Origin of the sequence: Simiduia aestuariiviva (genome assembly GCF_014192475.1) — a bacterium.
GTDB lineage: Bacteria > Pseudomonadota > Gammaproteobacteria > Pseudomonadales > Cellvibrionaceae > Simiduia > Simiduia aestuariiviva.
Genome location: NZ_JACHXZ010000001.1, coordinates 478,480 through 501,771 on the forward strand (window position 1 = coordinate 478,480; position 23,292 = coordinate 501,771).

Here is a 23,292-nt window from a genome sequence, read left to right on the forward strand (position 1 = left end):
GATCATGAGTGGATACCCTCGAACAACCGGTTTTATGGCATTGGCAGTCTTGCTGTTGTGCGCATTGCCGCTGGGCAACAGCTACGCGCAGTCGGCATTTTCCGGGCCTGACCCGGAATATTTTCCGGCCGATGATGAGGCGGTCATTTACTTTAATCGCCAGCACATGGATCAGTCTTACAGCGACTGGGTATTGCATTTGTGGAATGAAGGCTGCGCGGGCGGCTGGGCCGCACAGGTGACTGACGATGCGACGGCGCCCACCAATTGGCCCGAGGGGCCCGGCATTAACGGTGCGGGTGTCGATCCCATCTACGGTGCCTACTGGGTGTTGCGCGTGCAGCCCGAATCATCGTGCGGCAATTGGATTATTCACAATCGCGCCGCCGACAATCAATCCAACGATCAGCGCATTGACCTTGCGGCCCAGGGTAAGTTTGCGCGCATGGCGTTTGTGATTGCCAATGCCAATATGCGCAGCGCTCGGGTCAGCGAAGGCGCGCCCATTTGCGTGAACGATGTGTGCGAGCCAGCGGCACCCGCAGCGCGCGTGATTCGCGATGCAGCCGCGCACTGGGTCGATGCCGAAACCCTAGTGTGGAATGTGGCGAGTGGCGATGCATTGTTCGCAGCACCGCAGGGTGGCATGGCCGTTGACGACGCCGGTGATATTCAAGGCGCCGCGCTCAGTGCGTCGTTGCAGCCCACTACCTTGACGGTCGAGCAAGCTGCGCGCATACCACACTTGGCAAACTGGGCGGCTTTCTCGGTGTCGGGTTTAACCCGCGAGCAAATTCGCACGGCCACGCAAGGGCAGTTGTGGGTGACCGGCACAGATGCGCAGGGCAATTTGGTGGGCACCGCCGTGCAAACGGCGCGGCTTCTGGATGCGTTGTATACCGCACAAGAAAATGATGCCGACGAGGCCGCGCTGGGCATTACCTATGACCGCAAAACCATTGCCGTGTCGGTGTGGGCACCCACGGCGCACAATGTCACTTTAGAGGTGTTTAAGCGCAACCATAAACTGTGGCAAACGGTGCCCATGGACTTTGATAGTGCCACGGGTATTTGGACGGCGCGCGGTAAAAAAGCCCATTGGAACAATCGCTACTATCGCTTTGTGGTCGATATTTACGATGCGGCCAACGATCTGGTGCGCGCCGTTGAAACGACCGATCCCTATTCGGTAAACGTATCGGCCAATGGCACCTTGTCGCACTTTGTGGATCTCGACGATCGACGCACCCAGCCCGCCGGTTGGGGCAGCGTAGCCGCGCCCGCACTGGTGGCACCTGAACAGGCGGTGATTTACGAAGGCCATGTGCGCGATTTCAGTATTCGCGATGAAAGTACGCGCAAACCCCTGCGCGGCAAATACCTCGCCTTTGCCGATCGCAATTCATACCCGGTGCGCCACTTGCGCGAGTTGCAGGCTGCCGGCCTGACGCATTTTCACGCGCTGCCCACGGCAGACTTTGCCACCACCAATGAACTGGCGCGCGCGCGCGTTGAATTAAACGATACGGTCAAAAAGCTTTGTTACGCGGAGCCCAGTGCCCCAGTGTGTGGTGTGGAATCCGATAGCGCTACGCTCTTGGCGGTGCTTGAAAGTTACGATCCCACCACCGACGCGGGCAGAGATTTAGTGAATGCGATGCGCCAGCTCGATGGTTTCAACTGGGGCTACGATCCGTTTCACTACAATGTGCCAGAGGGCTCTTATGCGAGCCGCGCCACGGGTGTGCACCGCATCAAAGAACTGCGAGCGATGAATCAAGCGCTGCACGGCATGGGCCTGCGGGTGGTGATGGATGTGGTCTACAACCACACCAGCAGTTCCGGTTTTGACGCCGCCAGTTCCACCTTTGACAAATTGGTACCCGGTTATTATTTCCGCCGCGATCCCATTACCGGCAACACCGAAAACGCCTCCGGTGCGGGCAGTGACACCGCCGGTGAGAATCGCATGTTCGGCAAATTTATCAAAGACAGCGTGGTGCACTGGGCCAAACACTACGGCTACGATGATTTCCGTTTCGACTTAATGACATTTATTCCGAAGTCGGTGATCGAAGAAACCCGCGCCGCCGTGCAGGCGTTCAAGCCCGACAGCTATTTCTATGGCGAGGGCTGGAACATGCCCGGCAGCTCCGCCAACGATGCAATTTTTGAGCGCGCCGAGCAATTCAATATGGCGGGATCAGGCGTCGGTACTTACAACGACCGCATGCGCGACCCCATGCGCTACCTGGCGTTGGTCAAGGGTGAAAACGTCGACCGCATTCGCGCGGGGCTGGCGGGCAATCTCGCCGACTTCAGTTTTTACAACAGCGCCAGTGAGCGCGTGACCGCAGACACAGTGGGTGCCTATGGCAAAGACCCGCAAGACACGGTCAATTACGTTTCGAAGCACGACAACGAAACCCTGTGGGACATGATTCAAAAAGAGGGCGCCGTTGATGTTGCCATGAGTGCCGCCGATCGCGCGCGCATTCAGAACTTGACGCTGGCCATGCCATTGTTGGCGCAGGGTGTGCCGTTCTTGCACATGGGCTCGGACTTGTTGCGCTCCAAATCAATGGATCGCAATACCTACGATGCGGGCGACTGGTACAACTATGTGGACTTTACCCAGCGCACTAACAACTGGGCAGTGGCCATGCCCATTGATCGCGGCGATGCCAGTGAAGACTGGATTCGCGCGCAATTCAATAACCCAAATACCTACGCAGACAGCGCTGACATCCAATTGTCGGCGGCGGTGTTCAAGGAATTTTTGCGCATTGCGCAAGCGTCACCGCTATTCAGCTTGACGGATCTCGCCAGCGTGCAAGCGCGGGTGGGTTTTCACAACACCGGTCGCACGCAAGTGCCGGGCATGATTGCCATGAGCATTGACGATGGCCTGGGCGTACCCGATCTCGATCCCAATCTGGATGCGGTGATGGTGGTATTTAACGGCAACGCCAGCACGGCCTCTGTGCGCGTGCGCACAGCAGAAGGTTTTGAATTGCACGCGCTGCAGGCGGCCTCCAGTGACACCGCCGTGCGGGCGGCAAACTTTGCTAACGAGTGGGTGCTGGAGGATGTTGACGGTGTGGCCACCGAGGTAAGTTACGGCACCTTTACGGTGCCCGCCTATAGCGCGGCTGTTTTCGTCAAAGTGCAGCGGGGCGCGCAGGGCCCCGGTATGGATGCCAACGCCACCATCGCCGGTGGCGGCCCAGTGGATAAGCCTTACGGTGCAACGCCTTTGTTGCGTGGCGACATGAACGGTTGGGGAACCAGTCTGCCGTTTATGTACAACGGCGATGGCAGTTACACGGCGTTTGTGACACTTGACGCCGGTGTTGGCTACAACTTTAAAGTCGCCTCTAGCGATTGGAGTACCGTTAACTTTGGTGCCACCAGTGATGCCGAACGCGCGGTGGTGTTGGGTGAAGTCGAGCCGATGGCCGGCACTAACGACAATTTATTTTTCACCGCACCGAGCACGGGCGAGTACCGCTTTACGGTGGACGCCAGCAATGCCAGTGCTCCATTGTTAACGGTAACCTTGGCGGCGCCCTATGCGAACACGGTGTACTTAAAAGGCTCCATGAACGGTTGGTCTGACGTGCTGGCCGTGCCCTATGTGGGTCAGGGTATTTACCAAGTGCCCATGTACCTTGCCGCGGGCAGCTACCAATTCAAGTTGGCCGATGCCAGTTGGAGCGCGCCCAACCTGGGTTTGCAAACCGGTGGCGACGTGATTGGCGTCAACGGCTCAGTGACCTTGGCGGACGGCAGCAATGACAATATTAATGTGACGTTGGCGAACAGCGGTGACTATGTATTTACGCTGGATACGCGCGATGCGGTAAACCCGCAATTGCATTTGGTGCAGGCCAATCGTTTGCCGTCGCCCATGTACTTAAAAGGCTCTATGAATGGCTGGAGCAATGTGGATGCGTTGACCGAACTCGGCGACAATCGCTACCAGATAGCCGTGCCTTTGAGTGCCGGCGGCTACGAATTTAAAATTGCCAATGACAACTGGAGTGTGGAATTTACCGCCGACGGGTCAGTGCAACTGTTGCAGCCGCGGGCGCTCGTGCCCGGCGCCGGAAAGGGCAACTCCACCTTGCAGTTGCAGGGTGGTGGTACAGTGATGTTTACGCTGGATGCCAATTTTGCCGAGCCCCTGCTCACAGTACGCGTGCAGGATTGATCGGTGGTTTGATGAGGCGCCCGTGCGGGCGCCTCATCGACTCTTTGAAAATAACAATCACGTAGCGCAGCAAAAACGTTCTGATATACGCAGTTAGCTGTTTGATCCCGTCAGAAAGAACTCTCCCCATAATCACCCCATGTATCACTCAGCTACTTACTGCGTAGCGCTTTGCCGTACGCACTTTTTCCTAGCCCATTGCGTTGTTGCTTAGGTTTTTATTTTAGTTGTAGCCGAGTTTGCATTTGTGGCGATGACGTAACGCAGGCGTGCTAGTGGCGGGCGCTATCAAAGGCGCGCAGTCGATAATGGCGAGTGCAGCGCGCGTTGGCTATTTAGTGATTGGGAAAAAATAAAGGGGCGTGTAGGGGAAGAGGGAAGTTGAAATTGCGCACGCCGGTGGCGTGCGCAATTGAGTCGCTACACCGCCGGTGCGGCGTCGTCTTCTTTGACGAAAATAACCGACGCTGCACCCAATACCATGGCCACACCGGCCAACATGATGATGTAGATGGCTTGGTTGTCGAACACGCTGTTGAGAATCCAGCCGGCGAATAAGCCCGACACGATTTGCGGCGCGGCAATGGTGAAATTGAAAATCCCCATGTACACGCCCATTTTGTCGGCGGGCAATGAGTCCGACAGAATCGCGTAGGGCATGGCAAGAATGGCCGCCCAGGCTATACCGACACCGACCATGGGCAGTACAAGGCCCAGCGCACCGGCGGGCACTGTCACTTGGGTAATGCCCAAATTAACCAGTGTGGGTTCACCCGCTTGGAACAACAAGAAACTTAAATAGCCAATACCGCCCGCCAATAGCGACAGTGCGTACACGGGTTTGCGGCCCATTTTTCTGGCGATCTTGGTTAGCAACACAGAGAAAATTGCGGCGAACAGCGAATAGCCCGCGAAGAGAATCCCCACCCAGTCACCCGCGGCACCTTTGGCGGCAGCAATCTCGGCGGGGATTTCATCCAGTGTGTGTAAAAACACGGGATCAAACCATTTAGCGTCCACTCCCCACACGTATTGTGTGATCGCCGGCGTGGTGTACACCCACATGATAAACAGTGCGAACCAACTAAAGAATTGCACGATGGCCAATTGGCGCATGGTCTTCGGCATGTTGATAAACAACTGCCAAAATTCAGCCAGCTTGGCCGTTAGTGGGCGCGGGCGATTTGCGTGCGCGAGGGCGTCGGCATCCAAGCCCTTGTAAGCGTTGTATTGCTCAGGTGGATATTCTTTAGTGCGAATGACGGTCCACAATACCGTACCGAACAACACCGTGGCGCCTAAATAAAATGCCCAAGTGACTGACGGTGCCACTTCGCCCACCGAGGCCGTGTTTTCCAAACCAATGATATTGGTGAGCAGGAACGGCAGGATCGAACCAAATACCGCGCCAATGTTAATGAGCAGCGATTGAATGGAGTAGCCCAGCGTGCGCTGTTCGCTGGGTACCATGTCGGCAACCAGCGCGCGGAAGGGCTGCATGGTGACATTAAAGGCGCCGTCCATCAGCGCGAGCATCATGCCGCCGAAAATCATGGGTGCCATGAACGCGACAAATAATGGCGCGTTGGGCATCAGTAGCATGCCGATCGCCGCGGCGAAGGCGCCGCCTAAAATGTAGGGCCGGCGGCGGCCAAAGCGGTTCCAGGTGCGATCGGAGGCTGCGCCCACAATGGGCTGAACCAAGAGCCCCATAACAGGCGCCGCCAACCAAAATAACGATAGCGAGTGCAGGTCGGCACCCAAATCAGACAGTACGCGACTGACGTTGGCGTTTTGCATGGCGAAGCCGAATTGCACGCCGAGAAAGCCGAAGCTGACGTTCCAAACTTGCCAGAACGGCAGCGTGGGTTGTTTGACGGGAGTGTGGCTCATAGGGTCTACCTGATTGTTTTTATCATTGAAATTGCGTTGTCGTTTGTGACGCCCAGTGTCGGCGCAGCACACCGAGAAAAAAGGGGGCCACGGTGGGCCCCAAGCGGTGCATCACAAAACTAGTGATTCAGTTTTTCTAACAGGGCCGCGTTGTTCACGGGGCCATCAAACAAAAATACGGCTACGTCGTGGGGGGCCACGGTGGTTGTTAGCGATTGGCTCACGGCGTGCGATTGGTCTGAAAATGCGGCGCGCCATTGGCCTTGATTTAATAACTCGTCAATGGTGAATTGCGCCGGCAAGTCGCCTTTATTTAACAGCACTAAGGCCGTTTGTTGTAGCGCTGGGGTTTGGTAAACCCGCAAAAACGTAGCGGTGTTATCAGTGAAATCGAGATTCACTTGCACGCCCCGCTGCAATGCGGGTGTTGTTTTGCGCAAGTTTGCAATGCGGGTAAGCTGCTTATAGATGGCGTGCTGTTGCGCTTTGGCGATATTGGCTTCGCCGTAGTAGTTGCGCGAGCCTTGGTGTTCTTTCATGCCGCGCTCGAAGCCCATTTCTGAACCGTAGTAAACCTGCGGAATACCGCGCACCGTAAACAAAAAGTTGTTGGCGTCGATAAATCCGGCGTCGTTGGCATCTAGGCGCTGCACGTCGTGGTTGTCGTAAAAGGTCACGAGTTCATAGACGTTGTGGTAAATGCCATCGTTTAAATGCAGGGCATCCAACGCTTGCGTGTAGGGCGCTTGCGCTTTGCCAAACATGGCGAACATGGCCTGCTGCAGGGGGAAGTCCAAGACGCTTACGCCGCCGTTTTCCGGTTGCGTGTGCTCGGCAATAAAGGCCGCGTCATAATTCCAGGATTCACCAAACATAAAAAAGTCTGGGTGCACGGCGCGAATGCGATCACTCACGGTTTTCCAGAAATGGTGAGGCACGTGTTTGATGGTGTCGATACGAATGGCGTCGGCGCCCTGTTCGATCCACTGCAAATAAGAACCCACTAAATAGTCCACTACCGCGGGATTGGTTTCGTTAAAGTCAGACAGCTGCGCCACATCGGGTTTGCGATTGAAAAAATCGTGCAGTGGGTTGGCGTCGTCCAGTTGCTCTGGGTGCAGGTTTTGATGATCGGCGACCAATTGACCGCCTTGGTCGAACAGCTTGCCAAAATTGCTGATTTGCTCGGGCGCGGTGTAGGACGGCGAGCCGTGGTTGCCCACAATGTCGAGCACGGTTTTGAGGTTGTATTGATTTTCGAGCGTGGCGTTGAGTTGGCGATAATCTAAATCGGCGGAGGGCAAATGCTCGTCCAGCTGATAGAAGTTGACGCCCCAGTAGCCGTGAAAACCGGTTTTGCCCCCGTCGCCCCATTGGTCGTAGCCGACCGGGTCGCCGCCGTTAAACGCGGCGTCGGGGTTGTCGATGATGGGCGTCATCCAAATGGCGGTAAAACCCATGTCTTTAATAAATTGTGCGTGGTTCAGGAGGCCTTTGAAATCGCCGCCCATGTAGCCGACGTTGGCACTGCGACCCTCGGGGCCATCGAAGTGGCGGTTGAAGCTGTGCCAGCGGCCATCGCCAAACTCGCGCCCTTGATCTTCAAAATTGTTGGCGGGGTCGCCATCCACAAATCGGTCGGTCAAGACAAAGTAAATGGCTTCGCTGGCCCAGGCTTCATCGGTACCGACGATGGTGGCTACAGTGGCCGGCGCTGCTGCAGCGGGGGCTTCTGGCGCTTTATCGGCCTGACAGGCGAGTAGCAGTGTGGCGGTGGCGAGCGTTGCATAACGGCTTATATTCATTCTGGCTCCAACAAATCGGCGGCCCACAGTCGTTCTGCCGCTAAGGATGCTTGCCCTTGCAGGCGGGCGCAAGGGTGAAAAAGCACATAATTTCAATGGCCTATAGGTTATCCAAAAGCCTCTGAAGGGCCTATGCTGCAAGCCCAAATACATACGTATTCATGGCGCAAAAACCCCTCGGTTGCCGGTTCGGCGCCATGCATACGTATGTAGTCCCTTGCTGTGTTGAAGCCGCCTCCAGTATGTTTGGTCTATTGAAAACAATAACGCATTGTTCGGAATTCGATCTGCTGTCTCAGCAGGTCACACGTGTGGTTGACGGGTCGCCAGCGCACCGAGCAAGACCGTAGGAAATTTAGAGGTTTTATATGTCTTCTGCTATTGAGGTGACCGATACCCAGAGCCCGTGGTGGCGCGGTGCGGTAATCTATCAGGTCTATCCTCGCAGCCTCATGGATGCCAATGGCGATGGCGTGGGTGATATCCGCGGCATTATCAACAAGTTGGACTACATCGCCAGTCTCGGTGTGGATGCCATTTGGGTGTCGCCTTTCTTTAAGTCACCCATGAAAGACTTTGGCTACGACATCAGCGATTACCGCGATGTGGATCCGCTGTTCGGTTCGCTGGCCGATCTGGATGAGCTGATTGCCGAGGCGCACGATCGCAACGTCAAGGTGATGATCGACCAAGTGTTAAGTCACACCAGTGATCAGCACGCTTGGTTCGAAGAGAGTCGTGCCAGCCGCGACAACCCCAAGGCCGATTGGTATGTGTGGGCCGACGCCAAGCCCGATGGCACGGCCCCCAACAATTGGATTTCCATTTTTGGCGGCTGTGGTTGGGAGTGGGAACCGCGGCGCGGTCAGTACTATTTGCACAACTTTTTGAAGAGCCAGCCAGATCTCAATTTTCACAATCCCGATGTGCAAACCCAGATTTTGGCCGAGGTGGAATTTTGGTTGCAGCGCGGTGTCGATGGCTTGCGCTTAGACGCTATTAACTTTTGTTTTCACGACAAACAGTTGCGCGACAACCCCGCCAAGCCCGTGGCCGAGCGACAAGGTCGCGGGTTCAGCGAAGACAATCCCTACGCGTTTCAATATCACTATTACAACAACACCCAACCCGAGAACCTGGCGTTTCTCGAGCGCTTGCGCGCGTTGATCGATCGCTACCCGGGGGTGGTGACATTGGGTGAAATTTCATCCGAAGACAGCTTGGCTACCATGGCTGAATACACGGCGAACAATAAACGCCTGCACATGGCCTACAGCTTTGAATTATTGGTGCCGGAGCTGTGTGCGCAACACATTCGCAGCACCGTGGAAAATTTAGAGGCGAGCTTGGGTGAGGGTTGGCCTTGCTGGTCGCTGTCGAATCACGATGTGGTGCGCGTCATGTCGCGCTGGGGTGGTGGTTACAACCCAACGCTTGGCAAAACCTTGCATGCGCTGGTGGCGTCGCTGCGCGGCAGTGTCTGTTACTACCAGGGCGAAGAACTGGGGCTAACCGAAGCCGACATCGCCTTTGAAGATTTACAGGACCCCTACGGCATCACCTTTTGGCCTAACTTCAAAGGCCGCGATGGTTGTCGCACACCCATGCCGTGGCAATCTAATGGCGAGCATGGCGGCTTTAGTGCGGTCAAACCCTGGTTGCCGGTGCCCGATGCACATTGTGAGTTAGCGGTAGACCTGCAAGAGCAGGATGCGCATTCCATGCTGAATTTTTATCGCCGTTTTATGCAGTGGCGTAAATCGCAGCCTGCGCTAACCGGTGGCGATATTCGATTTGCCGATGCACCCGAAGGCTGCTTGTTGTTCGAGCGTGCCGCGCACGCGGGCGGTGAGTGCTTGTGGGTTGCGTTTAATTTGACGGATGGCCCCGTGGATGTCGTGCTGCCTATGCCACTGTCTTTAGTGGAAGGCCATGGCTTACAAGGCGCTGAAGTGCAGGGTGAATGCCTGCGCTTGCCCGCCTTTGGTGGTGCTTTTTTACGTTAGTGTTTGTTGTCCTCGTTTTGTCTCTTGTACCGCGAAACCACTGAATTTGATTTGGTATTTCATACGTACTCTCGTCTTGAGCCCGGGTTTTCCCGGGCTTTTTTTATGTTCGCAACGTCATAGGTATGCCTAGCAAAAGGCGAGTTGCCTGTGGGGTTGTGGCAAGTGCCGTTGGAGTTAGTGTCGCGGAAAAGTAACATTTAATCTCGCGATGGACGCAAAAACTAGAGCGCTGCCGCGCCAAAAAATGCGCCGTTGTAGGCCATGTGTAATGCGATAGGGCTGGCCAGTTGGTGGTGGCGTTCGCGAAAATAGCCGAACACTAGGGAGGGGAAAAATACCCCTAGGGTGAACAGGTGCGGGCCTTTGGTGGCCACGTGGGCGAGGGTAAATAGGCCGCTAGTGAGCAAGTTCGCAGCACTTAGGGCGCGCCAGCGGCGCGGCCAATGGCGCTGTATCAGCGGCTGTAACATGCCGCGAAATACGTATTCTTCTAAGGGTGGGAAGACCGCAATCCAAAGCAACAGGGCGCTGGGTGCCATGTTGCTCAGGTTGCTGAAATAGCCCAGTAGCGCCGCCGTCGCCGTGCCACCTAGGGTGGCCCAGCGCCATTGGCGATCGCGCCAAAGACTACTGAATGCGAGCAAAGCGTCGGCGCAATAGGCCGAGCAATGCCAGCCCCAAGAGCACGGGCAGCGTGGGGTCGTTGACATCGCCATTGCCGATTGTACAGCCACCGCCACCGCCGCTCTTGCTAATGCGCTGGATGGGGGTTTCCGGGTTGCCGCCCCCGGTGCTAGCGCTACTGCCCACGCCCACCGCGTGCCACGCCATTTGAACTTGAGTCACGGCGTCGGCGCTGTAATTGGCCGCCGCAGACTCCATGCCGGCGCGCGCGCCCTCAAAGGTTTCGTTGGCGGTCCAGTAGTTGTGCAGTGCATCGGTGGCGATTTGAATGGCGGTATCAATGCCGATACCGGTTACGGTCACGCCATTGTGAGTGCCGCCCACCGCGAGCAGGTGGAACATTTTGTTGGGTACGCCACTGTTGGTGTGTACACCGCAGTAATCGTTAAAACAAACATCGGGCTCGGGGCAGCTGACGTTGTCGGTGGCCTCCCAGTAGAGCCCCTCGTAGGTGTCGGGTTGCCCAAACGCTTTGGGGTCTTGCAAGTCGCGAATTACATCTACGCCTTCGCCCAAGGTCCAGTTGGTTTCGCCATTGGCAAATTCCACGGCTACACCCATCCAATCGGAATAGGCTTCGTTGAGCGCGCCGGATTCGCGTTGGTAGGCCAAATTGACCGCGCGATCGGAAATGGCATGGCCCCATTCGTGGGCGGTGACATCCAGCGCTGCTGCCAAACTGTGCTCGTAATAGTTGTCGCCAATGTCGGTGAAATTGCGCGGGGTAAAGACAATTTCATAGCCATCCCAGAACGCGTTATAGAGCGAACCTGCTGGGTAGGTGTTGCCGCAGAATTGTGCGGGCTCTGGCGGGTAGGGCGCGTTGGTTTGCGCATACATGGCCGCGCCGGCGTTGTCGAAGCTGTTGAAATTCAATACCGACAACCAATAGTCGTACACCTTGCCAGAGTTGATCAGCGCATCGACCATTTCTGCTTGAGCCAAGGTATCCCAGTTGTTGTCGGCGTCTTTGGCGTTGTCGGTAAGGAACAGATTAAATCCCTGCCAATAGCCAAAAGTGCGGCCCACGGCGATTTCACTCCACCCGGGCATGGTGCCCGCATTGGGGTTGCCGTCAGTCGTTGCCTGATTGGCTCGGCGGCTAATGTCGCGCAGCATGTAGCCGTCGTCGATGGCAATTTGGGTGGTGGGCACGTCGTCGTAGCTGTCGCCCAATTGCCCTGTGCCGATACCGAACTGCAGGGTTGCGTTAGTGGCGCGCTCCGCAAGTATGCTCGGCGGATTGAATTCACAGGCCTCAATGGCGTAGACCGCCGCATTGACGGTGCCATCTTCGACGGCGTCAACCACTAGGCTAGCCACATCGGTGCTGGGGGCCGCGGCGAATTTTTCAAAACCGCTATCGCTGGGTTCTGTGCCATTGGTGTTGGCCAGCAGTACGCAGCAGGTCACGCTTAAGTCATCGGCGCAGGTATTGGTGGCGTTAAAGGCAATTTCATAGCTCACGCCAGCAGTGACGGGAAAGCTGTATTGGCTGATCTGGCCCTTGGCCAAACTGTCAGCGTGACCGCTCGCGGCCAGCACTAAGCTGACGGCACCGGCCACAAAGGTAAACATCGACTTCATGGAGTGTCTCCGGTTAGCGGTTCAAAGGAATGGGGTGGCGCAAGGTGTTTTGCACGTCAATCAAGGCGCCGGTTTGCGCGTCTAGCCAATAGCTAAAACGACCTACACCGCGCGATGGATTGACGTCCAAGTGCCAGCGAATATGCGGGGCTTCATTGGCTAATAGCATCTCTGCATTGAGCAGACGCACGCCAGAAATATCGGTGCCACGCTGATTGGCAACCCGTTGCAGCGCTTCCAATTTGGTCAGTGTTGGTGTTGTGTTGTCGGTCATATGGCTAAGCAGTGCCTTAGAGGGGCGCACGATGTGGCCGTTGACGCCGGTAATGTCGCCCTCTGCGTTCAGGTGTACGAGTACTTCCATATCCGCTACCGGAATGCCATTCAGCACGCGCTGAAAGCGCAGATGTTGGTTGCCAAAGCGATCGGTGGTGCGCTTATGCAGGCGCATGTCACCGGCACCGGCGGCGAAAAAAGCTGGGCTTTCATCAAAAAACTGCTCGGCTTTTGCCAGTGCTGGGTCTCGGGTTTGATTGGCACCGGCGTGGCTCGCACCGCGCGCGGCATCTATTTGAATATTGCCGCGCAGGTAGAAGAGGCCCTCTGGCTGGGCGTCGGCATCAGTGCCGACCGTTAGCGTGGTGCCAGGGTAGCGCGTTTTCATCTCGTCGATGGGGCTTGCGTGCAGGCTCACGGCCAGTAGGCACGCGAGCACACCGGTGATTGGGTGTTTGATCATTTTTTGTCCTCGGGCCTTGCCCCGTATGCATTTGTCTGGGTGCAACAACCCACAACATCCTTTTTATATTAGCCCGTGCTGCGCAGCCTTAGATAGTACAAACAGTGACCAAGTCGTCATTGCGTACGGCTGGAGCAGTGGGTGAACTACAACGAACTAGGTGCCAAATGACGCAAGATTTGTGTGGCGGGAGGGGTGAAAAACGCTACCCCAAATGGTGTAGTTAAGCGCTAAGTTGTTGATTTTTCAGGGGACAGCAGCTCGCCAATGGCCTGTCGTAAGCTCGCGAGATTGACGGGTTTATGAATTAGGTTTAGGTACGTTCGTTCCAGTTTCGACAGCACGTCGGGTGCCGTCTCGCCACTCACTAACAGCGCGGGTAGGTCTGGAAAGCGCTGGCGCACGGCATGTACGACGTCGACGCCGTCTTCAGTGCCTTTAAGGCGCACATCCGACAGTATTAGGTCGGGCTGCTGATTGGCACTGACGGCCAGTGCGCTCTCGGCGTTGTCGGCGCTGAGCACGGTGCAGCCCAATTCCTGCAGTAGCGCCCCCATAGCGAGTCGCACGGAGGCGTCGTCGTCGACAACCAGTACGGTCAGCGCTTGCCACGGCACGGAAAATTCTTGCTCGGGCGTTGCCGCTGTCTCTGCGGTGTGTTCCTGGCGGGCCAGTGATAGGGTAAAGCGCGTGCCTTGTCCCGGTGTGGAGCTCAGTGCCATTTCGATGTTTAGCAGCTGGGCCAGCCGGCTGACTATCGCTAGCCCCAGGCCCAAACCCTTGGAGCGATCGCGCTCCGGATTGTCCAATTGGTAAAACTCTTCAAAAATGCGCTTTTGCTCCTGTTCGGGAATGCCGCGACCGCTGTCAACAACACTGATGCAAACGGTGTTGGCGTCGCTCTGCATTTCGATATCGACGCCACCTTGGTCGGTGTATTTAATGGCATTGCCGATGAGATTGCGCAATATGCGATCCAGTAATACCGGATCTAAATTGAGGGTGACATCCTGCAGGGCCGATATGCCCAGATGCAGGTGTTTTTGCCGAGCATTGTGCAGGTGCTCTTCATACAGGCGCTCAAGCAGGTTGCGCAAGTTGGTGGGCTTGGGTTTCACGGTCACGATACCCGCGTCGAGCTTGGAGATGTCGAGCAGCGCATCCAGCTGAGCCGCCAGCGCGTCAATGGCGCCCTCCATATGGTGGGCGATCTGTTGACTCTTGGCGTCGAGGGCGCGGCGCGAAAGGGCCGCTGAAAACAAGCTCAGGGTGTGGATGGGCTGGCGCAAATCGTGGCTGGCGCTCGCCAAAAAACGGGTTTTAGCATGGCTGGCAGCTTCCGCCTGAGAGAGCGCTTGTTGCAATTGCACGTTGGTGCTCGCCTGTTCGCTCCGAATGCGGAAGGATTCGCGATACAGCCGGGCCACATCGCGCGCCAGTGACACCATCATCAGTAAGAAAAAAGCAATCAGCATGCCGATGGTGGGGCCGATCCAGGGGCTGTCTTCAGTGCCACCGACAATGCTCCACATCACCACTAAAGGCGTCATGACCGGAATTGCATAGCCGAGAAATAAACCTAAGTGGCCGGCAGTGGTAGCGATAGCACCCGTGGTAATGCCCAGCATTATCAGGGTATGCATGGCCCGCTCCACTTCGGGAAGTTCCGGGAATAGCAGCACAGAAGCGCCCATGCCGACGCCGTTCAGTGCACTGAGTAACACGCCCAGTCGCAGGCCATCCTGCGGGCGCGATTGAAAGCGTTCGTGGATATTGTGGAGCTGCCAGCCTCGCAGCAACATGATGCCGGTCATGCAGGCGGCCCAGGCGAGTAAGACCTCGTGGGCGGTGTAGCGCCAAGCCAGCGCGACAATCAGTAGCACCGAGGGAACCTTGGCTAGGGGAACGCGCAGGCTCTGTTTTGCCAGTAGGTGCAAAATTTCACGTTGCTCGGGTGCACTCAATGGCGCCGATTTATCGTGTTGCGCGTTGGCTAGTTCCATAAAGTCTCAATTGAGCAGGATCGACATTATCGGGATCTACATGACATAGAGGTAGATGGCCAGAAAGTGGCAAGTGCTGCCGCCCAGCACAAACATGTGCCATATGGCGTGGTTGTATGGGATGCGTTCCCACGCATAGAACACGGCGCCAAAGGTATAAACTAATCCGCCTGCCAGCAGCAACCACAGGGCGCCCGAGGGCACCTTGGCAATCATTTCAGACATGGCGACGATAATCAGCCAGCCCATCAATATATAGGTGAACAGCGACAGCCGGGGAAACTTGTGTTGGAAAAAAATCTTAAAAAATACGCCAAATAGCGCCAAGCTCCAGATCACGGCGAACAGTGTCCAGCCCCAAGCGCCGCGCAAATTGATGAGCAAAAACGGCGTGTAGGTGCCGGCAATCAACAGGTAGATGGCGCAGTGATCTAAGAGGCGCAGCAGTTGCTTGGCGCGGGTATTGGCTACGGAGTGATACAGCGTTGACGCGAGAAAGAGCAATACCAAGGACGTACCGTAGACGATGGCGCTGGCCAGCTTCCAGCCATCCTCGGCGGCTAAGGACACTGCCACCATTAACGTTAGCGCGGCCACACTCAGGGCTGCGCCTAAACCATGGCTAATGCTATTGGCGAGCTCTTCGGCCAAGGAGTAGGGGGATTCGTGCGATGGTTTCATATCGGACTCTGGCGCTGATACTGCGAATGGGCGATGACTGCGGCAAGTGCGAAATTGGACCGCGTATGTACTGCAGTATAACCGTAAATGGCGAACATAAAAAAAGGGAAGCGCGCTTCCCTTTTTTACTATGGTGTCTCGCTACCGCAGCCCGACCGCTGACTCAGCAGTCAGGCGTTGGAATTCGCAGCTGTTGCTAGCGGTTACCAAATTTTAACGCGCTGCTCGGGCGCCAAGTAGAGGCCATCCTCAGGCTTGACGTCAAAGGCGTTGTAGAACTCTGGCATGTTGCGCACGATGCCGTTCACGCGAAACTCGCTGGGAGAATGCGGGTCGGTGATCAAGCGCTGGGACAGCTCTTCATCGCGATACTTGCGCGCCCAAACTTGACCCCAGCCCATGAAGAACCGCTGGTCGCCCGTTAGCCCGTCAATGATCGGTGCAGGTTTGCCGTTGAGTGACAATTGGTAAGCTTTGTGCGCAATGGTCATGCCGCCCAAGTCGCCGATGTTTTCACCCAGGGTGAACTTGCCGTTGATGAATTGACCGGGCAGTGGTTCGAAGGCGTTAAATTGTTCAACAAGTACCGCGGTGCGGCGCTCAAATTCTTCGCGATCGGTGTCGGTCCACCAGTTGCGCAGGTTGCCGTCGCCGTCATATTGGGAGCCTGAATCGTCAAAGCCGTGGCCAATTTCGTGGCCGATTACCGCGCCAATGCCGCCGTAGTTAACCGCGTCGTCAGCGGCCATGTTGAAGAACGGAGGCTGTAATATGGCCGCGGGAAATACAATTTCGTTGGCCACGGGGTTGTAGTAGGCGTTGACCGTTTGCGGCGTCATGCCCCACTCAGTTTTATCGATGGGTTGACCCAGCTTGGCCAGTTCGCGCTCGTACTCGTACACCGCAGCGCGCTTGGCGTTGCCGATCAGGTCATCAGCTTTGATTTCCAGGGAGCTGTAATCGCGCCACTTGTCGGGGTAGCCAATTTTGTAGGTAAACTTCGACAGTTTTTCGCGGGCGGCCACCTTGGTGTCGGGGGTCATCCACTCGAGGCCGTCGATACCGTGACCGAAGGCAACCAGCAGGTTTTGCACCAGCTTCTCCATGCGCGCCTTGGCTTCTTTGGGGAAGTGTTTTTCCACATAGATTTTGCCCACCGCTTCACCGATGACGTTATCGGTAAACTGTACAGCGCGCTTCCAGCGTTCCTGCTGTGCTTCAACACCGCGCAGGGTCTTGCTGTAAAAATTGAAGTTGGCTTCGTCAAAGTCCTTGCTCAGCAAGGGCGCCGCGCCAGACAGTACCTTCCACTTGGCGTAGGCCTTCCAGTCTGCCAGTGATTGGGCCGCCAGAGCGTCGCCAAAGGCGGTCATGTAGGAGGGTTGATAGACAATGATGTCGGCTTCGCTATCGATACCCAGGGCCTTGGTCCAATTGGCCCAATTGACGGCCGCAGACAGTTTGCTCAGCTCCGCCATGGGCATTTTGTTGTAGGTTTTTACGGGGTCGCGATTGTCGACGCGTGCCCACTGGCCCTTGGCCAGCGCGGCTTCGATGGCAAAAATGGCCTCAACTGAGGCGTCCAGCTTGGCCAATTCGAGCATGGTGGCGATGTGCGCCTTATAGGCTTCGCGCAGGCTTTGGCTCTTTTCGTCATCTTTTAAGTAGTAGTCGCGGTCTGGCAAACCTAGGCCCGACTGATAGGTGTACACAGCGTAGCGGGTTGCGTCGCGCTTATCTTGGTTGATAAAGGCGGCCACGGGCGTGCGCATGCCAGAGCGGCTGGCTTGACCAAACCACGTCATCAGGGCGTCTTTATCGGCAATGGCATCGATTTCGTTAAAAATGGGCGCAATGGGCGACATGCCCAGCTGCTCGAGCTTGGCGGTATCCATATAGCTCTTGAAGAAGTCGCCTACCTTTTGTGCTTCGGTGCCCGGCTCGGAAGGCGCAGCGGCAGCTTCCTCGATGATGGCGCGCAATTGCGCTTCTGCGGCGTCCGCCAAAATACCAAAGGAGCCGTAGTTGGACTTGTCGGCGGGAATTTCCGTGTTGGCGAGCCACTGGCCATTCACATGGCGGTAGAAATCGTCTTGGGCGCGCACGCTTGAATCGCCATTGGCGCGTTCAATGCCGGCATTCAGCGCTTGTTTTTTGGCGCTGTCCTCAGTAGTGGGCGCGGTGTCGCCACTGCACGCCAGCAGGCCTGACAGGGCCGCTGCGGCCAGTGCTGGCGCAAATAGGGGTTTAAGGTTGAAAGCAGTCATCGGGGTTCCTTTGGTGTTTCACTTGTTATTCTGAGCGCGCGGATGGCGCGGCTGTGGGTAAGACGAGCCAGTGCTGAAAAAGCGCAACTCTAGCCCGTCGCGAGGGCGGTTTGCAGTTTGCGCAAGCCCTTATCAAGGGGACCCCGAATGAGTTTACCCAGGAGCCAGCCGGTGCCAGGCAGTTTGGGGGCGAACTCGATGCGATACACCAGCCGGGTACCGTCGTCGGTTGCGTGAAATAGCAGCTCACCGCGGTGATTTTTAATGGGGCTGCCACGACTGACGCGGTACACCATGCGGCGCGGGGCTTCATAGTCGACGACGGTTTCATCAAAACTGATCCCCGGTGCCAGATGAATACGGCGCACCGAGCCCACGCCATTGGGGGTGCTCTCGGGTCCATCTTGTATGCGCTTAATGCTTTGGCCAATCAGCTTGCCGAATTGCTCGTGGTCGGTTAAGCGCTCGAACAAGACCTCAGGCGAACAGGGAAAGTGATAATCCATCACGAGACATTGGAGGGGCATGGCAATCTCCTGCTAAGGTGCAATGACAATAGCGTAGGAGTATGACGATGGGCCAAGCATCAAAACAAGATCGAATTGTGTGGGCGGACATTCCCGTGAGCGATTTAACGCGGGCCTCAAAATTCTATAGCCGCGTGCTCGCCATCGAGGTGACTCAAGAATCATTTGAAGGTAGCGCATTTGCCGTGCTGGCCCATGGTGCAGGCAGCGGCGCTTGCTTGATCATCAAGCCTGAGGATGTCACGGAACATGGCCCGTTAATCTACTGGCAAGTGGAGGGCCGGCTGGCTGACGCCGTGCAGCAAGCGTGCCTCACGGGCGGGCAACTGCTGGAGCCAGCGCACCCCATTGGCCCCCATGGGTGGCGCGCTATTGTGCGCGACAGTGAGGGCAATCGATTGGCGCTGCACAGCGAGGCGGCGCCCTGATCCATTTTTCATACTGCTAGTCCATCTTTCATTTTCATATAAGAGACGACTAAGCTACAACGGAGAGACGTCATGCAGCATACAGTGATTCGATTGGTGGCTAGGCCCACTAAAGGTTTGAGCCCCGATTTATATTCTGTCGGCCAACCCGGCACCCGGCCCCAACTGGATCCGCATGATCAAAAAGCGTTTAACCGTTCAGGGTTTTGCCATGCCCGATCACTTACACGAAGCCGGTCAGCTCATCGCTAAACTCAGCCCCTATGTCAGCGCCGGAAAAATTCAATACCGCGCCCATGTGCTCAAAGGTTTAACGTCGGCGATAGACGGTTTGCCGCTATTTTTCAGTGGGAAAAATGAAGGTAAGTTGATGGTTGAATTATAAAGCGAGTTAGTTTTATAGCCGCTTTTTTAATGCGGCGTCACGTTGCGGCGTCGTCAAATTTTTCACCGCAAAAAAATGCCATTGGCCGCACATTTTGGCGCGTAAGCCGTTCGCTTTAGCGGCGGCTAGGCGCCGATCGGTATAAATCCGCCACCTGCCGAATACGTCTGTTTTTCTCTCGTAAACTCTAGATACTGGTTACAACTCGCAGCGCTAGGACGCGAGCAAAACCAGCAGGGAAATCCCTACAAAGAGAAGAGTCACAGGAGTTTTATCATGAACACAATCAGTTCAAAAACAGCAAGTTTTCGGTTGGCCGCGACGCTATTCGCGGGCGTTGTTCTGAGTGCCGGTGCTATGTTTGCCAGTGCCGATACCCGCATAGAGCGCGATGGGAAAGTGTATGTCGTTGTAGACAATGACGCTAGCAGCGTGTGCAAAGCCATTGTGCGAGATCAGCCAAACCAATTGCGCAACGCGCTCTATCAAGGTGTCGCCCCCATTGACCGCCGACGTGCTCACACCTTCTATGCGTGTAATGATCAGAACTTGATTACTTTTGCTGAAGAGGTAGAAGCCAAAAAAGTGGTGGGCTACCTAACGCCCAAATTCTATGGCAATCAGCGTATTACCACTGAAGAAGTCGCTAGTCGTTAACGCTGTATCTCAATATTCACCCCTAACCCTAGGCACGCTAAACGGCGTGCCTTTTTTTATCCCTGCGGGGTATATGGGTATTGGGAATTGCCCACTTTTCCTTGTCGCTTGCCAACCGTGTGCTAGCCTGAAAGACATTGTTGTGTCTTTGTTATGAGGGAGCTATGACGTCTCTATTTTTGCGGATGCGCTTGGTGCACTGGGTGGGCATCGCGTTGCTGTCGATCAACGCGTTCTTCTTTACTGATAATACCCCCAGTTTGATCATCCAGGGGCTGCTGGTAGTGGTGCTGATCATTCACGATATCGATGAAAAGCGCTGGGGGGTCGATGCTCTGCAGCAGGTAGGCACCTACTTTCAGCACTTTGCCAGCAAAGACCTGTCGGTGAGCTGTGATGTGAACACTTCGCTCAATTCTGAGATGGGTGAAATCGTCGCCACAATTGATACGTTTCGCGGACAAATACAGAGCGCCATGAGCGATATCAAACGGGTGGCGGGTGCCAACGAAGAGGCCGCGAAGCATTTGTCCACAACGGGACAAAATATGGGGCAACGCATCCGCAGTGAGGTGGCCATCGTGGGCCGTGCGCGCACGCATATGCAAGAGATGCATGAGCTGACCAAGAGTATCAGCCAGCGGGCAGAGCAGACCAACACGCAGGTAACGGGCGCCAACGAGCAGCTTCAGGCCTCGCGCTCCAACATTGGTGCCATGGCCGAAATGGTGGATGAACACGTTAAAGCCAGTAACGAAATTACCGAGAACTTCGCCACACTCTCCGCTAACGCATTGAAAATTAAAGATGTATTGGCGGTGATTAACGGCATTGCCGATCAAACTAACCTGTTAGCCTTGAACGCCGCCATCGAGGCTGCACGCGCCGGTGAACACGGCCGAGGTTTCTCTGTGGTGGCTGACGAAGTGCGAGGCTTGTCGCAATCGACGCAAAACAGCTTGACGGAAATTAACGAAATCATCTCGGCCATTACCAGCGCCATCGATGCGGCAGGTAAAAAAGTGGATCAACAAAAGAGCTCCCTCGAAGCGCTCAGCATCACATCGCGCGAGGCCAGCGATGTGATCGTGGGGGCCTGCGATGTAATGCAGGAGGTGGCTCAGCTGACGGGCCAAAGTAGCGACCACGGGCACTCCACGATTCACTCGGTTAGTGTGAAGGTCGATGAAGTGCTTGGGGAGGTAGAGCAATTGGCGACTGCAGCTAACATGTCAGAACAGGATATCGGCGAATTGGCAGACATCGCCAATGAGCTGTCGCAGGCGGTGCAGGATCTGCGCACCAAGGTGGATGCGTTTAAAACCTAGGATCCCTGTGGTTGGTTTGGCATTGTATAAAAGGCGCGATGAGGCTTCTCATCGCGCCTTTTTTATTCGGGGCTACAAGGTTGCCCATTCAGGGCGCAGGTTGTTGCTGAGTAATGCAGTGGATGTTGCCACCGCCCAGCAAAATTTCCCGGCCCGGCACCATCACCACCGTGCGCTCGGGGAAGCAGCCCTGCAAGATGGCCTTGGCCTCGGCGTCTTTTGGATCGTCAAAACAGGGCGCAATAATGGCGTCATTGATAATCAAAAAGTTCACGTAGGAACCCGCTAGACGGATGGCGGGGTCGCGCGGCTGGGTGCCCGCCACTTGATCGATACCTTCACACTCCTCGGCGGTGGCAAAGATCGGCCCGGGAATGGGCATCTTCGTCACCTTGAGACGGCGACCCTGGGCATCCGTGTGTTGACTAAGCGCGTCCATGGCGGCTCTAACGCGGTCGTAGTTGGGGTCCTGTGGGTCGTCGGTCCAGCACAGCAACACTTCGCCGGGACGGGTAAAGCAGCAGAAGTTGTCAACGTGGCCATCTGTTTCGTCGTTGTAGAGCCCATCGGGCAGCCAAATTACTTTGCTGATCCCCAAGTGGTCCGCTAGCAATGCTTCGATCTGTTCACGATTGAGGTGCGGGTTGCGATTGGCGTTGAGCAGGCACTCTTCGGTGGTGATCAGGGTGCCTTCGCCATCCACGTGGATGGAGCCGCCCTCGAGTACAAAGTCATCCGTGCGATAGCGCTGTACCTGCTCTAGCTGGCAAATTTTGCGGGCCACCTGGTCGTCGCGATGCCACGGAAAGTAGAGGCCACCGTCGAAGCCGCCCCAGGCGTTAAAGCGCCAATCCACACCGCGCACGCCACCCTTGCCATCAATCACGAAGGTGGGGCCGGTGTCGCGCACCCAGGCGTCGTCGCTGGAGATTTCAACCACCCGAATGTTGGCGCAATCTGCCAATTGTTCGCTGGCGTTTTCAAATTGGCTTTGTGAAACGCCCACGGTGAGTGGTTGAAATTGTGCAATGGCGCGCATCACGGCCGCAAACGCGGCCTGGGCGGGCTTGGCGCCCAGGCGCCAATTGTCGGTGCGCTCGGGCCAGAGCATCCACGCCTGCTTTTGTGGCGCCCACTCGGCGGGCATGAAAAAACCGTCAGTTTTGGGCGTACTCATGCGGGCAGCTCGCCGTCCAGAGTGGCCACGGGGCCGTACAGGTTCGGGCGGCGATCGCGGAACACGCCCCAGGCCGTGCGAATTTTTTCGAGCTTATCGAGGTCGAAGCTTTGTACCAACACGGCTTCGCTGGTTTCGTCGGCCTCGCACACTTTTTCACCAAACTGATTGGCAATGAAGGACGAGCCGTAGAAGGTGATGTGATAGTCCTCCTGGTCTTCGCGACCGATGCGATTGGAGGCGATCAGCGGCATTAGGTTGGCGCCGGCGTGACCCTGTTGTACGCGCTGCCAGTGGTCGCGCGAGGAAATGGTTGGGTCGTGCGGCTCGGTGCCAATGGCGGTGGGGTAAAACAACAGCTCGGCGCCCATCAATGCCATGGATCGCGCGCACTCTGGGAACCACTGATCCCAGCAGATGCCAATGCCGATCTTGGCATAGCGCGTCTGCCAAACCTTGAAGCCCGTATCGCCGGGGTTGAAGTAGTATTTTTCGTGGTAGCCAGGGCCGTCGGGGATGTGGCTCTTGCGATAGTTGCCGAGAATTTCGCCATCGGCGTCGATCACCACAATGGAGTTATAGCGAGCGCGCCCAGCGCGTTCGAAGTAGCTGATGGGCAATACCACTGCCAGCTCTTTTGCCACCTGTTGAAAGTGTTGGATGGCGGGATTGTGCGCCAGCTCGGTGGCCAGTTGGGCGTAATCGGCGTTGGGCTTTTGGCAGAAATAGGGTGTTTCGAACAATTCCTGCAGCAGAATAATCTGAGCGCCCTGTGCGTGGGCTTCGCGTACCAGCCTTTCGCCGTTGGCGATATTGGCATCGCGATCCCAAGAACAAGCCATTTGAGTGGCGGCAACAGTAACCTTGCGGGACATGCATCATCTCCTAATTAGTGGGCTTATTGGTGCC

Annotated in this window: 17 protein-coding genes; 6 read left to right on the forward strand and 11 right to left on the reverse strand. The window is 56.2% G+C overall.

Translation table 11 applies throughout. The features are described 5' to 3' along the window. Positions 1-4: 4 nt before the first annotated feature. The gene (locus FHS30_RS02320; protein WP_183907902.1) at positions 5-4,213 is read left to right on the forward strand and encodes an alpha-1,6-glucosidase domain-containing protein; all 4,209 of its coding nucleotides are present in this window, start codon (positions 5-7) and stop codon (positions 4,211-4,213) included. A gap of 420 nt (positions 4,214-4,633) precedes the next feature. Here the strand turns inward: FHS30_RS02320 and FHS30_RS02325 are convergent, their stop codons facing one another. Further along, on the reverse strand, positions 4,634-6,106 hold the full coding sequence (locus FHS30_RS02325) for an MFS transporter (RefSeq protein ID WP_183907904.1): 1,473 nt from the start codon (positions 6,104-6,106) through the stop codon (positions 4,634-4,636). Between the two features lie 119 nt (positions 6,107-6,225). After that, positions 6,226-7,911, reverse strand: a complete 1,686-nt coding sequence (locus FHS30_RS02330; RefSeq protein ID WP_183907906.1) for an alpha-amylase family glycosyl hydrolase — start codon at positions 7,909-7,911, stop codon at positions 6,226-6,228. A 368-nt stretch (positions 7,912-8,279) separates the two neighbouring features. Between FHS30_RS02330 and FHS30_RS02335 the strand changes: the two genes are divergently transcribed. After that, positions 8,280-9,917: an alpha-amylase family glycosyl hydrolase gene (locus tag FHS30_RS02335; RefSeq protein ID WP_183907908.1), complete on the forward strand. Its 1,638-nt coding sequence runs from the start codon at positions 8,280-8,282 to the stop codon at positions 9,915-9,917. 224 nt (positions 9,918-10,141) lie between these two features. Here FHS30_RS02335 and mrtJ read toward each other — a convergent pair whose 3' ends face one another. The 7 genes from mrtJ to FHS30_RS02370 form a co-directional block, all read right to left on the reverse strand. After that, the gene (gene mrtJ, locus FHS30_RS02340; RefSeq protein WP_183907910.1) at positions 10,142-10,564 is read right to left on the reverse strand and encodes a JDVT-CTERM system glutamic-type intramembrane protease MrtJ; all 423 of its coding nucleotides are present in this window, start codon (positions 10,562-10,564) and stop codon (positions 10,142-10,144) included. Then, positions 10,548-12,191, reverse strand: a complete 1,644-nt coding sequence (locus FHS30_RS02345; protein ID WP_183907912.1) for a M4 family metallopeptidase — start codon at positions 12,189-12,191, stop codon at positions 10,548-10,550. Before FHS30_RS02345 ends, mrtJ begins: the two co-directional genes overlap by 17 nt. 13 nt (positions 12,192-12,204) lie before the next feature. Beyond that, entirely contained in the window at positions 12,205-12,930 is a 726-nt protein-coding gene (locus FHS30_RS02350) for a hypothetical protein (RefSeq protein ID WP_183907913.1), read from the reverse strand. Between the two features lie 230 nt (positions 12,931-13,160). After that, the gene (locus tag FHS30_RS02355) at positions 13,161-14,933 is read right to left on the reverse strand and encodes a hybrid sensor histidine kinase/response regulator (RefSeq protein ID WP_183907915.1); all 1,773 of its coding nucleotides are present in this window, start codon (positions 14,931-14,933) and stop codon (positions 13,161-13,163) included. A gap of 36 nt (positions 14,934-14,969) precedes the next feature. After that, entirely contained in the window at positions 14,970-15,614 is a 645-nt protein-coding gene (trhA, locus tag FHS30_RS02360; protein WP_183907917.1) for a PAQR family membrane homeostasis protein TrhA, read from the reverse strand. A 203-nt stretch (positions 15,615-15,817) separates the two neighbouring features. Then, a complete protein-coding gene (locus tag FHS30_RS02365) occupies positions 15,818-17,881 on the reverse strand; it encodes a M13 family metallopeptidase (RefSeq protein ID WP_183907919.1) in 2,064 nt (687 codons plus the stop codon). 89 nt (positions 17,882-17,970) lie between these two features. After that, positions 17,971-18,408, reverse strand: coding sequence for an SRPBCC family protein (locus FHS30_RS02370; protein WP_183907921.1), 438 nt, complete (start codon positions 18,406-18,408; stop codon positions 17,971-17,973). Positions 18,409-18,455: 47 nt separating this feature from the next. Here FHS30_RS02370 and FHS30_RS02375 point away from each other — a divergent pair, with 47 nt between their 5' ends. The 4 genes from FHS30_RS02375 to FHS30_RS02390 all read left to right on the forward strand — a co-directional run bounded on the left by FHS30_RS02375 (position 18,456) and on the right by FHS30_RS02390 (position 21,206). Next, entirely contained in the window at positions 18,456-18,836 is a 381-nt protein-coding gene (locus FHS30_RS02375; protein ID WP_183907924.1) for a VOC family protein, read from the forward strand. Positions 18,837-19,011: 175 nt separating this feature from the next. Then, positions 19,012-19,221 carry an MDR/zinc-dependent alcohol dehydrogenase-like family protein gene (locus FHS30_RS02380; RefSeq protein ID WP_183907926.1) on the forward strand — a complete coding sequence of 70 codons (210 nt, stop codon included), beginning with the start codon at positions 19,012-19,014 and terminating at the stop codon, positions 19,219-19,221. A 276-nt stretch (positions 19,222-19,497) separates the two neighbouring features. Continuing rightward, on the forward strand, positions 19,498-19,878 hold the full coding sequence (locus tag FHS30_RS02385) for a DUF3718 domain-containing protein (protein ID WP_183907928.1): 381 nt from the start codon (positions 19,498-19,500) through the stop codon (positions 19,876-19,878). A 164-nt stretch (positions 19,879-20,042) separates the two neighbouring features. After that, the gene (locus FHS30_RS02390; RefSeq protein ID WP_183907930.1) at positions 20,043-21,206 is read left to right on the forward strand and encodes a methyl-accepting chemotaxis protein; all 1,164 of its coding nucleotides are present in this window, start codon (positions 20,043-20,045) and stop codon (positions 21,204-21,206) included. Between the two features lie 88 nt (positions 21,207-21,294). On the opposite strand, the gene aguA is transcribed toward FHS30_RS02390, so the two are convergent. Together aguA and aguB are read right to left on the reverse strand one after the other, a co-directional pair. Further along, a complete protein-coding gene (gene aguA / locus FHS30_RS02395) occupies positions 21,295-22,383 on the reverse strand; it encodes an agmatine deiminase (protein WP_183907932.1) in 1,089 nt (362 codons plus the stop codon). Next, positions 22,380-23,258 carry an N-carbamoylputrescine amidase gene (gene aguB, locus FHS30_RS02400; RefSeq protein WP_183907934.1) on the reverse strand — a complete coding sequence of 293 codons (879 nt, stop codon included), beginning with the start codon at positions 23,256-23,258 and terminating at the stop codon, positions 22,380-22,382. Before aguB ends, aguA begins: the two co-directional genes overlap by 4 nt. Positions 23,259-23,292: the final 34 nt, after the last annotated feature.